11 protein-coding genes are annotated in these 15,653 nt (G+C 40.7%); 3 read left to right on the forward strand and 8 right to left on the reverse strand.

All coding sequences use genetic code 11. From position 1 onward, the window contains the following. Positions 1-13: 13 nt before the first annotated feature. A complete protein-coding gene (locus ACZ1GV_RS07090; protein WP_472673577.1) occupies positions 14-2,584 on the forward strand; it encodes a TonB-dependent receptor plug domain-containing protein in 2,571 nt (856 codons plus the stop codon). Between the two features lie 208 nt (positions 2,585-2,792). Here the strand turns inward: ACZ1GV_RS07090 and sucD are convergent, their stop codons facing one another. From sucD to sdhC, 8 genes are all read right to left on the reverse strand, one after another. Continuing rightward, positions 2,793-3,665 carry a succinate--CoA ligase subunit alpha gene (gene sucD / locus ACZ1GV_RS07095; RefSeq protein ID WP_210559328.1) on the reverse strand — a complete coding sequence of 291 codons (873 nt, stop codon included), beginning with the start codon at positions 3,663-3,665 and terminating at the stop codon, positions 2,793-2,795. Continuing rightward, a complete protein-coding gene (gene sucC, locus ACZ1GV_RS07100) occupies positions 3,665-4,831 on the reverse strand; it encodes an ADP-forming succinate--CoA ligase subunit beta (protein ID WP_210559327.1) in 1,167 nt (388 codons plus the stop codon). The genes sucD and sucC overlap by 1 nt, the downstream gene beginning before the upstream one ends. A 145-nt stretch (positions 4,832-4,976) precedes the next feature. Continuing rightward, a complete protein-coding gene (gene odhB / locus ACZ1GV_RS07105; RefSeq protein ID WP_210559326.1) occupies positions 4,977-6,470 on the reverse strand; it encodes a 2-oxoglutarate dehydrogenase complex dihydrolipoyllysine-residue succinyltransferase in 1,494 nt (497 codons plus the stop codon). A 15-nt stretch (positions 6,471-6,485) separates the two neighbouring features. Next, entirely contained in the window at positions 6,486-9,293 is a 2,808-nt protein-coding gene (sucA, locus tag ACZ1GV_RS07110; RefSeq protein ID WP_472673578.1) for a 2-oxoglutarate dehydrogenase E1 component, read from the reverse strand. A 124-nt stretch (positions 9,294-9,417) separates the two neighbouring features. Beyond that, on the reverse strand, positions 9,418-10,131 hold the full coding sequence (locus ACZ1GV_RS07115) for a succinate dehydrogenase iron-sulfur subunit (protein ID WP_210559324.1): 714 nt from the start codon (positions 10,129-10,131) through the stop codon (positions 9,418-9,420). An 18-nt stretch (positions 10,132-10,149) separates the two neighbouring features. Next, positions 10,150-11,916: a succinate dehydrogenase flavoprotein subunit gene (sdhA, locus tag ACZ1GV_RS07120; protein ID WP_210559323.1), complete on the reverse strand. Its 1,767-nt coding sequence runs from the start codon at positions 11,914-11,916 to the stop codon at positions 10,150-10,152. Further along, the gene (gene sdhD, locus ACZ1GV_RS07125) at positions 11,916-12,263 is read right to left on the reverse strand and encodes a succinate dehydrogenase, hydrophobic membrane anchor protein (RefSeq protein WP_210559322.1); all 348 of its coding nucleotides are present in this window, start codon (positions 12,261-12,263) and stop codon (positions 11,916-11,918) included. Before sdhD ends, sdhA begins: the two co-directional genes overlap by 1 nt. Further along, positions 12,257-12,631: a succinate dehydrogenase, cytochrome b556 subunit gene (gene sdhC / locus ACZ1GV_RS07130; protein WP_472673579.1), complete on the reverse strand. Its 375-nt coding sequence runs from the start codon at positions 12,629-12,631 to the stop codon at positions 12,257-12,259. Before sdhC ends, sdhD begins: the two co-directional genes overlap by 7 nt. A 384-nt stretch (positions 12,632-13,015) precedes the next feature. On the opposite strand from sdhC, the gene ACZ1GV_RS07135 reads away from it, so the two are divergent. Continuing rightward, complete coding sequence (locus tag ACZ1GV_RS07135) at positions 13,016-14,302, forward strand: citrate synthase (RefSeq protein ID WP_472673580.1); 1,287 nt, start codon at positions 13,016-13,018, stop codon at positions 14,300-14,302. Positions 14,303-14,572: 270 nt separating this feature from the next. Beyond that, positions 14,573-15,649: an efflux RND transporter periplasmic adaptor subunit gene (locus tag ACZ1GV_RS07140; protein ID WP_472673581.1), complete on the forward strand. Its 1,077-nt coding sequence runs from the start codon at positions 14,573-14,575 to the stop codon at positions 15,647-15,649. The last annotated feature ends 4 nt before the right edge of the window (positions 15,650-15,653 follow it).

A 15,653-nucleotide genomic window follows, 5' to 3' on the forward strand; every position in this document is an offset into this window, starting at 1 on the left:
AAAGGGAACATATATGTATAAATTAAAGCCACTTTCACGGGTACTAAAATACACTTTATTATCAAGTTTATCTGTAGGCGCTGTAACACCTATGGTCGCATTTGCAGAAGATGATAAAGCAGAAAAGAACATCGAAAAAATAGCTGTTGTTGGTACACGTGCTGCTCCACGATCAGTCGGAGACTCTCCAGTTCCAGTTGATGTTATTAGTGCTGAAGAATTTAATAAGCAAGGTTCAACAGACATGGTCTCTATGTTACAGACCACTGTTCCTTCGTTTAACGTAAACGAACAGCCTATTAATGACGCGTCAACTCTTGTTCGCCCTGCTAACCTAAGAGGCATGGCTGCCGACCATACGTTAGTTTTAGTTAACGGTAAACGTCGTCACCGTTCAGCTGTAATTACATTTTTAGGTGGTGGTTTATCTGATGGTGCTCAAGGACCAGATTTATCAGTTATCCCGTCAGTTGCAATTAAACAAGTAGAAGTACTTCGTGATGGTGCTGCTGCGCAATATGGTTCTGATGCCATAGCTGGTGTTATTAACTTTGTTCTTAATGATGCGTCAGAAGGCGGTCGTTTTGAAGTTAAGTATGGCTCTTATTACGAAGGTGATGGTGATACGTTGCAATTAGGCGGTAATATAGGTTTACCACTAACCGACAAAGGTTTTGCGAACTTCTCTTTCGAATACAAAGAATCAGATCCTACAAGCCGAAGTGTTCAACGTGATGACGCAGCAGGTCTAATTGCCGCTGGAAACACATTTGTAAATGATCCAGCTCAGGTTTGGGGCAACCCAGAGTTTAAAGACGATATAAAACTATTTGGTAACTTTGGATTAGAGCTAAGTAACGATTCTGAAGCATATATGTTCTTAAACTATGCCGAGCGAGAAGTTGAAGGTGGTTTTTATTTCCGTAACCCACACAACCGTGGCGGCGTAAATGATGGTGGCACTGATGTAAACGGTAATCAGTTACTTCTAGTTGGTGATCTTACTGGTGATATGAGTGGCAATTGTCCTATGGATATTCAAACCGGTAGCAATGTATTGACTAACCAGAGATATATTGATGAGGTTCAGAATAATCCTGATTGTTTTGCGTTTAACGAAATATTCCCAGGTGGCTTTACACCGAAGTTTGGTGGTAAAATTGTCGACTCTTCAATTGCACTTGGTACCAAAGGTGAGACTGATCTTTTCGTAAGTGAATTGATGTATGACATTAGTTTCTACGCGGGTTCAAATGAAGTAGACTTCATGATCAGCAATACCATTAACCCAAGCTTAGGTCCAAATAGCCCAACATCATTTAAACCTGGTAAATACATACAATCAGAGCAAGCAATTAACATTGATTTCTCAAAGTTCGTCGATAACTTTAATGATGGTAATTTGAACGTTGCAGGTGGTTTTGAATTCCGTCATGAGTCTTATGAAAGTATTGCTGGCGATTATAAGTCTTGGGAAATAGGTCCATTAGCGGCACAAGGTTTTGGTATCGGTTCAAACGGTTTCCCTGGCCTATCAGCTAAAAGTGCTGGTAAAAACGACAGAAATAGTTTCGCAACTTACGTTGATGTTGAATACAACGTAAATGATAACTTCATGGTTTCTGGTGCTTTACGTTTTGAAGACTTCTCTGATTTTGGTAACACCACAAAAGGTAAACTAGCAGGTCGTTATCAATTAAATGATCAGTTTGCTGTTAGGGGTGCATACAGCACTGGCTTCAAAGCTCCTACAATTGGTCAATCAACTGTTCGTAACGTAACAACTGCGTTTGGTACTGGTGGTGAGCTAATTGATAGAGCGACGTTACCTCCAACAGATCCAATCTCTGTACTAAAAGGTGGTAAAGCCCTAACACCAGAAGAGTCAAAAGCATTTAGTTTTGGTGTTGTTGCAGAACTAGATAGTGGTCTATTCGTAACGGCTGATTACTTTAACATTGACGTAAGTGACCGAATTGCAACGGTTTCAGGTATTAAGCTAACCCCTTCTGATATCGATTTATTGTTATCACAAGGCGTTCAAGATGCATCAAGCTTCTCAGAAGTAAGTTACTTTACTAACGACTTTGATACATCGACAAAAGGTTTAGATATTGTTGCAAACTATAGCTCTGACTTTATGGATGGTGAAAACCGTTATGCTCTAGCGTATAACTGGACAAAAACAGAAGTTACACAAAATTCTGCCAATATTTCAGATGAGCGTGTACGCATGATCGAAGAGAACTTGCCAGAGCACCGTTGGAGTTTCACAACAACGCACTCAAACGAAGGTTGGAGAGCGATGGTTCGTGTTAACTACTTTGCTGGTATTTACGAAGATCACCTAGATTCTGCATTACCAATTGAAGACATTAGTGCAGAGTTTACTGTTGATGCAGAAGTTGCGTACGACGTAAATGATAGCTTTGAGGTCGTAATTGGCGCTAAAAATCTACTCGATGAAACGCCAGATGAAAATACAATGTGGGATAATGAAGTTGCTGGTGCACAATATCCAGTTACCTCACCTATCGGTATTAATGGTGGCTTCTACTACCTGAAAGGTGTTTATAAGTTCTAATTAATCGCGTTTTAAATGCAACGCATTAAAAACTATGACATTTTTAAAAGGCCCTTCTGGGCCTTTTTCATGTCTTCAATTTGTAGTCTTTCAGTAATAAAGTAGAAAGCAATATGTAATTGCCTCAACGTTAAATTCTTACCCGCATAAAAAAGGCCGCCATTCGGCAGCCTTTCAATAAAGTTCTAAAATGTCATTTCTGACGATTTTACCAACCCGTTTTCTCTTTTAGTGCTTTACCAATTTCTGCTAAAGAACGAACAGTTTTAACGCCTGCTGCTTCAAGAGCTGCAAATTTATCGTCTGCCGTGCCTTTACCACCAGAAATAATCGCACCAGCATGGCCCATACGTTTACCTTCAGGTGCTGTTACACCAGCAATATAAGAAACAACAGGTTTAGTTACATGATCTTTAATGTAAGCCGCTGCTTCTTCTTCTGCAGTACCACCAATCTCACCAATCATAACGATTGCTTCAGTTTTAGGGTCATTTTCAAATAACTCTAAAACGTCAATGAAGTTAGTACCTGGAATTGGATCACCACCAATACCAACACAAGTAGATTGACCAAAACCAGCGTCTGTAGTTTGCTTAACTGCTTCGTACGTAAGAGTACCAGAGCGAGAAACAATACCTACACGGCCAGGCTTATGAATGTGACCAGGCATGATACCAATTTTACACTCTCCTGGAGTGATAACACCTGGGCAGTTAGGACCAATTAGGCGTACGCCTAATGTGTCACATACTACTTTTGCATCAAGCATATCTTGAGTAGGGATACCTTCTGTAATACAAACGATTAGTTTGATTCCAGAGTTAGCCGCTTCTAAGATAGAATCTTTACAGAAAGGAGCTGGTACGTATATAACAGATGCATCCGCACCCGTTTCAGCTACCGCTTCTGCAACTGTATTAAATACAGGAAGACCTAGGTGAGTTTGACCACCCTTTCCAGGAGTAACACCACCAACCATGTTAGTGCCGTATTCAATCGCTTGTTCAGAGTGGAAAGTACCTTGAGCACCAGTAAAACCCTGACAGATTACTTTAGTATCTTTATTAATTAAAACGCTCATTATTTACCCTCTGCAGCTTTAACTACTAATTCAGCAGCGCTTTGTAGGCTTTCTGCTGCGATGATGTCTACGTCAGAATTTGCTAATACTTCACGACCTTTCTCAGCGTTAGTACCTTCAAGACGAACAACAACTGGTACGTTAACACCAACTTCTTTAACCGCACCAATAATGCCTTCTGCGATCATGTCACAACGAACAATACCACCGAAGATGTTAACAAGTACCGCTTTAACATTGTCATCAGATAAGATGATTTTAAATGCTTCAGCTACACGTTCTTTAGTCGCGCCGCCGCCTACATCTAGGAAGTTTGCTGGGCTACCGCCATTTAGGTTTACGATATCCATCGTACCCATTGCAAGACCAGCACCGTTAACCATACAGCCAACGTTTCCGTCTAGTGCAACGTAGTTAAGTTCCCACTTTGCAGCATCAGCTTCACGCGCGTCTTCTTGTGAAGGGTCGTGCATTTCTTTAATGTCTGGGTGACGGTAAACAGCATTGCTATCGATCGCTACTTTAGCGTCTAGACAGTGTAAGTCACCAGCTGGAGTAATTACTAATGGGTTAACTTCGATTAACTCGATGTCTTTTTCTTTAAACAGTTTCGCTAAACCCATAAAGATTTTAACGAACTGAGAAATTTGCTTGCCTTCAAGACCAAGTTTGAACGCTAAGTCACGACCTTGATAAGGTTGTGCACCCACTAACGGGTCGATTGTTGCTTTAAGGATCTTTTCAGGAGTCTCTTCTGCAACTTTCTCAATCTCAACACCGCCTTCTGTAGACGCCATGAATACGATACGACGGCTAGAACGGTCTACAACAGCACCTAGGTATAATTCTTGTGCGATATCTGTACAAGTTTCAACTAGAATACGGCTAACTGGTTGGCCTTTTTCATCTGTTTGATACGTAACTAGACGCTCGCCTAACCACTTTTCAGCAAATGCTTTAATTTCGTCTTTAGTTTTAACTAACTTAACGCCACCCGCTTTACCACGGCCACCGGCGTGTACCTGTGCTTTAACTACGAATTCGTTTCCACCGATTTGGTCCGCAGCTGCTGCTGCTTCCGCTGGGGTCTCGGCAGCGATGCCCTTAGATACAGGAAGCCCGTATTGAGCAAACAACTGTTTACCCTGATATTCATGCAAGTTCATGATGTTCTATCCATCTCTGTTATAAGTAAAAGGCTGTAACTTAAATACAGCCAGAATTAACAAGCGGGGCTATTATAGTTAACCCCTCAATTAGTGCAATAAAAGGCACATATAAATGCCGATTATTGCGTTAATTTTCGTGTAATTAGATATCTAATAATAAACGAGCAGGATCTTCTAATAACTCTTTAACTGTTACTAGGAAACCAACTGACTCTTTACCGTCAACTAAACGGTGATCATAAGATAGAGCTAAGTACATCATAGGTAAAATTTCAACTTTACCATTTACTGCCATTGGGCGGTCTTGGATTTTATGCATACCCAAGATAGCGGTTTGTGGCAAATTAATGATTGGTGTAGATAATAATGAACCAAATACACCACCATTTGTGATGGTGAAGTTACCACCTTGCATTTCTTCAACAGTAAGCTTGCCATCACGACCTTTAATCGCGAGTTCACGAATACCATTTTCAATTTCTGCAAAATTCATTTTATCGCAGTCACGTAAAACTGGAGTGACTAAGCCTCTCGGTGTTGAAACCGCAATACTTACGTCAAAGTAGTTGTGATAAACAATGTCATCACCATCAATTGAAGCGTTTACTGCAGGGAAACGTTTTAATGCTTCAACTACCGCTTTTACATAAAAAGACATAAAGCCTAAACGAGCGCCATGACGCTCTTCAAACACATCTTTATACTGCTTACGAAGGTCCATAATTGGCTTCATGTTAATTTCGTTAAACGTCGTTAACATTGCCGTTGAGTTTTTCGCTTCTAATAGACGATTCGCAATAGTTTTACGTAAACGAGTCATAGGAACACGTTTTTGAGTACGGTCACCACTTGCTACTTGAACCGCTGGCTGTGCAGCTGGTGCAGATTTGGCTGGCGCAGATGCTTTCGTTGCAAATGCTTCAACATCTTCTTTCGTAATTTTGCCGTTTTTACCCGAACCTTTGATTTTACTAGCATCAAGACCTTTTTCAGATACTAATCGACGTACCGATGGCGACATAACTTCATCGCCTGATGCACTTGAAGTTTCTTCGTTTGAACTTTCTGAGCTAGGAGCACTAGTGCCGCCCGCTGTAACTTCAGCAATTTCTTGTTCGCCAAGTACAGTATCGCCTTCGCCATGAAGTATTTTCGAGATTACGCCAGCTTCAGGAGCAACTACTTCTAGTACTACTTTATCAGTTTCAATATCAACCAGGTTTTGGTCTCTTTCTACTGAATCACCCTCTTGTACGTGCCAAGTTGCAATTGTTGCATCAGCTACCGACTCAGGTAACACTGGTACCTTAATTTTAACAACTTGTTTTTCTTGTGAGCTAGTAGAAGATTTAGCTGACTCTTCTTTCGCCGGAGACGCATCTGCCGCTGGAGCTGCATCTGAAGCACCAACACGAGCAATAACTTGTTCGCCTAGTACTGTTGCACCTTCGTCTTCTAGTATTTCTGTTATTACACCATCTTCTGGTGATACTACTTCTAGCACTACTTTGTCTGTTTCAATGTCAACTAAGTTTTGGTCACGAGATACTTTATCTCCAACCTTAACGTGCCAAGTAGCCACTGATGCGTCTGCAACTGATTCAGGTAATACTGGAACTTTAATTTCAGTAGTCATGGTTAATCCTTGAGATTATTTAATCGTTAGTGCGTCGTTGACCAACGCTTGTTGTTCTTTAGCATGCACAGAAGCATAACCTACTGCCGGAGATGCTGATGCAACTCGTCCTGCATAAGTTAAATTCGCGCCCTTTGGAATTGAATTCCAGAAATGGTGTTGGCTACAATACCAAGCGCCTTGGTTTTGAGGCTCTTCTTGACACCACACAAAATCATTAACGTGTTTGTATTCGGAAACCACTTTTTCCATTTCGTCATGCGGGAATGGATAAAGTTGTTCAATACGCACAATCGCCACATCTTGTTGTTCGTTTTTACGACGCTGTTCTAACAAATCGTAATAAACCTTGCCTGAACAAAATACAACGCGTTTCACGTTATCTGGATTGATTTCGTCAATTTCACCAATAACATTTTGATATGTACCGTCTGCTAGCTCTTCCATAGAAGAAACTGCAAGTGGGTGACGCAGTAATGATTTAGGAGTCATTACTATAAGCGGACGACGCATTGGACGAATAGCTTGACGTCTGATCATATTAAACACTTGAGCTGGTGTCGACGGTACACAAACTTGCATATTATGATCTGCACATAACTGAAGGAAACGCTCGAGACGTGCCGACGAATGTTCAGGCCCCTGACCTTCATAGCCATGAGGCAACAACATAGTTAGACCACATAAACGGCCCCACTTCTGTTCGCCCGAGCTAATAAACTGATCGATAACAACCTGGGCAACGTTAGCAAAGTCACCAAATTGTGCTTCCCATATGACCAATGAGTCTGGTTGTGCCGTTGCATAACCATATTCAAACGCCAGTACACCAACTTCAGAAAGAACCGCATCGTAAATTTCGAAACGCCCCTGATCTTCTTTGATGTTTTCTAGTGGGGTGTATGTCGAAGCATCGTTTTGATTGTGCAAAACGGCATGACGGTGGAAGAATGTACCACGGCCAGAATCTTGACCCGTTAGACGAATATTCATTCCTCTATCGACGATGTCTGCATAAGCTAATGTCTCAGCAAATCCCCAATCAAGTTTCTTGTCGCCATTAAGCATTTTCACGCGTTCATCGTATTGTTTTTTAACACGAGAATGCAATTTGTGGTCTTCTGGATAAGTAGTAATCTTTTTACCAAGCTCTTTTAACTTAGAAAGCTCTACCTCTTTTGCGTAGTCTATATCCCAGTCATGACCTAAATAAGGAGACCAATCTGCAGAATGCTCCGTCATCGGACGTTTCTCTTCTACAGTACACTCACCTTTATCTAAAATAGCACGGTAGTCATCCATCAATGCCTTAACTTCATCGTCGTTTAAGGCGTTTTCGCTTTTAAGCTGTTCAACATAAAGCGCGCGAGGTACTGGATGTTGTTTAACTTTTTTATACATTAATGGCTGTGTTGCACTCGGCTCGTCAGCTTCATTGTGACCGTGACGACGGTAGCAAACTAAATCAATAACAACATCACGATTAAACTTATTACGATAATCGACCGCTAATTGCGATACTAGCGCTACTGCTTCTGGATCGTCTGAGTTAACATGGAAAATCGGTGCTTGGACCATTTTTGCAATATCAGTACAGTATTCAGTAGAACGAGTATCTTCGCTGTTTGACGTTGTAAAACCAACTTGGTTGTTAACCACAATACGAATTGTACCACCAACTTTATATGCTCTCGTCTGAGACATATTAAAAGTTTCTTGTACTACACCTTGGCCGGCTATAGCTGAGTCACCGTGAACTGTAATTGGTAATGCTTTAAGTCCCGTTTCACAGCCTCTGCGGTCTAAACGCGCTCGAACTGAACCCATAACAACTGGATTAACGATTTCTAAATGCGACGGGTTAAATGCCAATGCAAGATGAACATTACCGCCAGCAGTTTCGAAGTCAGAAGAATACCCTTGGTGATATTTAACGTCACCTGCTGTTAGGTTTGGATCTACTTTTCCGCCGAATTCGTCAAATAATTCACCAGACTTTTTACCTAAAACATTAACAAGAACATTTAAGCGACCCCTGTGGGCCATGCCAATAACAACTTCTTTCTGGCCTTGCTCACCAGCAGCATGGATAATTTCTTTTATCATTGGAATAAGAGAGTCACCGCCTTCCAATGAAAATCGTTTTGCACCAGGGAATTTAGCACCAAGATATTTTTCCAAACCATCTGCGGCTACTAAACCTTTCAAAATGCGAGTCTTAATCTCTTTTGAGAAAGATGGCTTGCTTTTAATTGACTCAAGTTTATTTTGAATCCAGCGCTTCTCATCAGTGTCAGTAATGTGCATATACTCTGCACCTATTGACCCACAATATGTTTGTTGAAGGGCTTGATAAAGTTCGCCAAGTGGCATTTTATCTTTGCCAACAGCAAATGAACCAACATTAAACTCTTTAGATTTGTCAACGTCAGCCAAATCATGATGTTCAAGAGTTAGCTCTCGAACCTTCTCTCGATCCCATAAACCTAAAGGATCTAGATTAGCGTTTTGATGGCCTCTAAAGCGGAACGCGTTGATAAGCTGTAAAACCTTAACTTGCTTTTCATCAGCTTGGTCGGCAGCCGAAACTACCACGCGATCTTTGGTTTTAGCTAGTTGAGCGAATAGATCTCGTACTTCTGAATGTTTAGTTTCAACCGACACACCTTCTACTTTAGGTAGTTGATCAAAGATTTCACGCCATTCATCAGCAACGGACGTTGCATCATCTAAGTACAATTCGTACATCTGCTCAACATATACCATGCTGTTAGCTGATAAGTGCGAACTATCTAGCCAAGTTTGCATAACACCTTCGTGCATTAGATATATATCCTTGTAAGTCTTAACGACTTTTTATTACCAAAATTAAAATAAAAAAGAGCCCTTCCAAGTAAATGGAACGACCCTTAGTGTTAAAGTATAACCGCTGGACACTCTGCCAAGATTAGACTGACCTCTGCAATAACATAGATTTAATATGACCAATCGCTTTAGTTGGGTTTAATCCTTTTGGACAAACATTGACACAGTTCATTATACCGTGACAACGGAATACGCTAAACGCGTCGTCCAAGTCAGCTAAACGCTCATCGGTTGCTGTGTCACGACTATCGATCAAGAAGCGATACGCGTGTAACAAACCAGCTGGGCCGATGAATTTATCAGGGTTCCACCAAAATGACGGACAAGATGTTGAACAACATGCACATAAAATACATTCGTATAAACCATCTAGCTTGTCTCTTTCTTCAATAGACTGAAGATGTTCACGCGCTGGCGGTTGCTTGTCATCATTAATTAAGAAAGGTTTAACTTTCTCGTATTGAGTGTAGAACTGAGTCATGTCAATAACAAGGTCACGAACAACAGGAAGGCCAGGTAATGGACGAACAACGATTGTTCCCTTACCTAAAGCTGACAATGGTGTAATACACGCCAAGCCATTTTTACCGTTCATGTTCATGCCATCAGAACCACAAACCCCTTCACGACAAGAACGACGATACGCTAAAGTTGGGTCCTGCTCTTTTAACAAATTAAGAGCATCCAACACCATCATGTCTTGACCTTCTTCAACCTGAAGCTGGTAGTCTTTCATGTATGGCGCATCATCAACGTCTGGGTTATAACGGTAAATAGAGAAATTCAAAGTTTTCATAATACGTTATCTACCTTATTAGTAAGTTCGCGCTTTTGGCGGGAAGGCTTCACGGTATTTAGGTGACATGTTTACATCACGCTTGCTCATTTCTTCTGTCGTCGGATCATAAACACTGTGACATAACCAGTTTTCGTCATCACGCTCTAAGAAGTCTTCACGGCTATGGGCACCACGACTCTCTGTACGGAAGTTTGCAGCAACAGCAGTTGCATACGCCGTTTCCATAAGGTTATCTAGCTCAAGACATTCAATACGCTGAGTGTTGAATTCACTGGAATTATCAGAAAGTTTCGCATGTTTTAAACGCTCACGAATTTCTTTCAGTTCAGCAAGACCTTCAGCCATTGCTTTACCTTCACGGAATACAGAGAAGTTTAACTGCATACATTGTTGCAAGTCCTTCTTAATCTGTACCGGATCTTCGCCTGTCTTGTTGTTTTCCCAACGATTATAGCGTTCTAACGCAGCGTCGATATTTTCTTGAGTAACTTCAGTAGCACCTTTACCTTCACCTAGATACTTCTCAAGGTATTGACCAGCGGCACGACCAAATACAACCAAATCTAGTAGAGAGTTACCACCTAGACGGTTAGCACCGTGAACAGATACACAAGCGATTTCACCAACTGCAAATAGCCCTTCTACTTCTTTAAATGAACCATCTTCCGCTTTGGTCAATGCTTGACCATTTACGTTAGTAGGAACACCACCCATCATATAGTGACATGTTGGAATAACTGGAATTGGCTCATCTGCTGGATGTACGTGAGCGAACGTCTTAGACAACTCACAAACACCAGGTAAACGTGACTCTAGAGTTTCACGGCCTAAATGATCAAGTTTAAGTTTAAGATGCGGGCCCTGAGGACCATCACAACCGCGACCTTCACGAATCTCAGTCATCATTGAACGAGCAACAACGTCACGAGAAGCTAAATCTTTAGCATTAGGCGCATAACGCTCCATGAAGCGTTCACCATCTTTATTTAAAAGATAACCACCTTCGCCACGACAACCTTCTGTTACCAATGTACCTGCACCAGCTATACCTGTTGGGTGGAACTGCCACATTTCCATATCTTGTAACGCAACACCGGCACGAACAGCCATACCAACACCGTCACCAGTGTTAATGTGCGCGTTAGTAGTTGAAGCATAAATACGACCTGCACCACCCGTTGCTAAAACGGTTGCACGCGCTTTGAAAAATACAACTTCACCACTTTCTATATCAATCGCAGTACAACCTACAATTGCACCGTCTGAATTTTTTACTAGGTCGAGTGCATACCACTCGCTATATACGGTAGTCTTATTTTTAACATTTTGTTGATATAACAAGTGTAACAATGCGTGGCCTGTTCTATCCGCTGCTGCCGCTGTACGGGCTGCCTGCTCGCCACCAAAGTTTTTAGACTGACCACCAAAAGGACGTTGATAAACAGTGCCGTTTTCGAAACGAGAGAAAGGTAATCCTTTATTCTCCATTTCTAATATTGCCTCTGGTCCTGTTTTACACATATATTCGATAGCGTCTTGGTCACCGATAAAATCAGATCCCTTAACTGTGTCATACATGTGGTATTCCCAATTATCTTCGTGCGCATTACCTAGCGCTACTGTAATGCCACCTTGAGCAGATACAGTATGTGAACGAGTTGGGAATACTTTAGAAATCAGCGCGCAAGACTGGCCTGATTCTGAAATTTGTAAGGCGGCACGCATACCTGCACCACCAGCGCCAATAACAACAGCGTCGAATTCTCTAACTGAAATACTCACTAAACACCCCACAAAATAAATAGACCTGCTACAACATAAGCCAAGCCAATAGTGTTAAGAATAAAGCTAAGTACTGCACGAACTGACGAATTCTTAACATAATCAGTAAGAACTTGCCACAAGCCAATGCGAGTGTGAACCCATATACAAAGCAATGTAATAAATGTAAAAATCTTAACGCCTAAATTCGCGAATAAACCAGACCAAATCTCATACGTCATTTCTGGTGTTGATAAAAATACGTATAAAATGAAGAAAGTGTATGCCGTCATCAACAACGCAGTTGTGCGAAGAGATACGTAATCTTGAACACCATCTCTTTTCAACGAAGCTTGATTGATTACCATATCCATACTCCAGCCAAAATTACTGTTACAATCCAAATAGCAATCGCCAATTTGGCACTTAGGTTACCTGACTCCAACTCTTCCCAGTGACCCATATCCATTATTAAGTGACGGATGCCACCAATGATATGGTAAGAAAGTGCTGCCAATGTACCAATCGCAATAATCTTTCCTAAAACACCTTGCATTAGCTGTTTAGCTAACTCAAAGCCTTCGGCAGATTGAAGAGAAATGGCCCAAACTACAATAACGAAGATCAGAGCGAAGAACATCGCAACACCAGTGATACGGTGAAGAATTGACGCATTCGCCGTAGCTGGCATTGAAATGGTAGTCAGATCTAGATTTACAGGTCTTTGTTTTTTCACGATTACTTGCCTATCAGAGCTGTTTATTTATAGAGTATACCGATGAAGTACACCAATGGTTTTGTTGAACTTAAAATTTATTTTATTTGATCTAAATAAGCACAACTAACAGTACCTGCATACGAGTGCAGTACAAGGAGTATATATAGCGATTTACGATATATCAATTTCTGTTTAAATTTAACGTGTTAAAGAGCAATATTTATACAGGTCAGAATAATAGATGAATAATAATTAAACATTTGTGCAATAAAATTGACTTTTTACTCTACTTTAGAGTTACAATAGCGTGATTTTTTTAATGACTTATCTTAATTATTTCATTTTCTTCTATACTGATGACTATGATTAATTAAAACAACTACATATTCGAGGAGAACATGCATGGCAGATAAAAAGGCCACAGTTCAAGTCACAGGACAAGAACCATTTGATTTACCAATAATGTCAGGCACAGCTGGTAACGACGTCATTGACGTTCGTACACTGGGTAGCCATGGCGTTTTCACATATGATCCAGGTTTTTTGGCCACTGCTTCATGTCAATCAGAGATTACTTTTATTGATGGTGGTAAAGGTGTTTTATTACACCGCGGTTACCCAATTGAGCAGTTAGCAGATGGCTCTTCATACTTAGAGTTATGCTATTTGCTTCTTCACGGTGAGTTACCGTCGGCTGAAAAGCTAGAAGAATTTGAAGAAACCATCACTCACCACACTATGGTTCATGAGAAGATTGCAAACTTTTTCCATGGGTTTGTAGTTGATGCGCATCCGATGGCAATGCTTTGTGGTGTTGTAGGCGCACTGTCTAGTTTTTACCACGATGACTTAAGTATTACGGACCCTGCTCAACGTAAGCGAAGTGCATATCGTTTAGTAGCTAAACTGCCAACTATCGCAGCAATGGCATACAAATACAGCATAGGTCAGCCGTTTGTATACCCTCAAAACAAACTGTCTTACTCAGAAAACTTCTTACACATGATGTTCTCTGTTCCAGCAGAAGAGTACAAAGTTAATCCTGTTATAGCGAAAGCTATGGATAAAATTTTCATGCTTCATGCTGATCACGAGCAGAATGCGTCAACGTCGACTGTACGTCTAGCGGGTTCTTCAGGCGCAAATCCATATGCATGTATTGCAGCTGGTATTGCATCACTTTGGGGCCCTGCACATGGCGGTGCTAACGAAGCTTGTTTAACTATGCTTCAACAAATCGGTTCAGTTGACCGTATTCCAGAGTTCGTAGCTAAAGCGAAAGACAAAGAAGACCCGTTCCGTCTAATGGGCTTCGGTCACCGTGTTTATAAGAACTTTGACCCGCGTGCTAAAGTAATGCGTGAAACTTGTCATGAAGTTCTAACTGCACTTAACATCAATGATCCGTTATTAGATGTAGCAATGGAACTAGAGCGTATCGCGTTAGAAGACCCGTACTTTGTTGAAAAGAAACTTTACCCTAACGTAGATTTCTACTCAGGTATCATTCTTAAAGCAATTGGTATTCCTACAAGCATGTTCACAGTTATCTTCGCAATGTCTCGTACTGTTGGCTGGATCAGCCACTGGGACGAAATGTTAAGCGAAAAAGGTCAAAAAATTGGTCGTCCTCGTCAGTTATACACTGGCCCAGCAAAACGTGATTACGTTTCTGCTGACAAACGATAACTTTTGATTTACTCATAAAAAAGCAGCCTTTGGCTGCTTTTTTTATTTCTTCATTTCTTATTCTTATTCTTATTCTTATTCTTATTCTTATTCTTATTCTTATTCTTAACAAATTTAGCTAACTATTAGTCAAATTCGTCACATTTTTGTATTACCCTTCTCGCAATACTTACTTCATATTTGTAAGTAATTGATTTTAAATAAATTAAATAATGGCACGAGTAATGCGATAAACGTTTCAATACATAGCATTTAAAATGGACCAATGTAATGAACAAAAACCAATTAAAACGACTGCCACTTGCAATTATTTTCGGTGCAACACTATTGTCACTTCAAGCGTGTGAAGACGCGAGTGCTTCAATCGACAAAGAAGCAAAGCAAGAAGAAGTTATAAAAGTTCCCGTTGAAGCTGAAACCATCGTTCGCTCAAATATTGCTAACTATTACGCGGCTAACGCTATCCTTGAATCAACAGCTGAAGCCGATGTCATTAGTAAAGTTCAGGGCTTAGTTGAACAAGTTTATGTTGAAGAAGGTGACTACGTAAAAGAAGGCCAGCTTTTAGCTAAATTAGACGCCACTCGATATCAACTTATATTGCAACAGCGCCAAGCAGAGCTTGAGCAGGTTCAAAGTGAGTTAAAAAGGTTAAACACGGCCAAAAATAAATCATTTGTGAGTGCCGACACGCTAGAAAAACTACAATGGCAATTTCAATCGTTGCAAGCGGCGACAGACATCGCAAAATTAGACGTATCAGAAACAAAGATTGTTGCGCCAATTAGCGGCTATATTTCTAATCGATATGTAAAGAAAGGCAACTTAGTACATCAATATCAACATCAAAACCTGTTTCACATAGTCTCTCAAGAAGCTCTTGAGGGAGTAATTTACCTTCCAGAGGGCCGTCTTCCTGAAGTTCAGCATAAACAACCAGTAGAATTAAGTTTACCTGCAATTGGAAATAAAACTTATACCGCACACATAGATCGAATCAACCCTGTAATTGATTCAAATAATGGTACTTTTAAAGTCGTCTTTCGTGTTGATAACAACGATGGCAACCTGCGCTCTGGTATGTTTGCTGAAGTAAATATACAACTTGGACTTCATAAAGATACCTTAATCGCACCTTCACGTGCGGTAATTTCGCTGGATAACACAAATTACGTTTATCAAATTATCGACGGCAAAGCCGTAAAAACAGCAATAACGACTGGTTATCGTAACAATGGATTAGTTGAAGTAGTAAATGGCCTAGAAGATAACGCGTCGCTAATAGTCGCCGGTCACAATAATCTTAAAAACGAGTCTGAAATCACTATTGTCGCGGTACAACAATAACTCA

The organism is Psychrosphaera sp. HA2-10 (assembly GCF_055693745.1).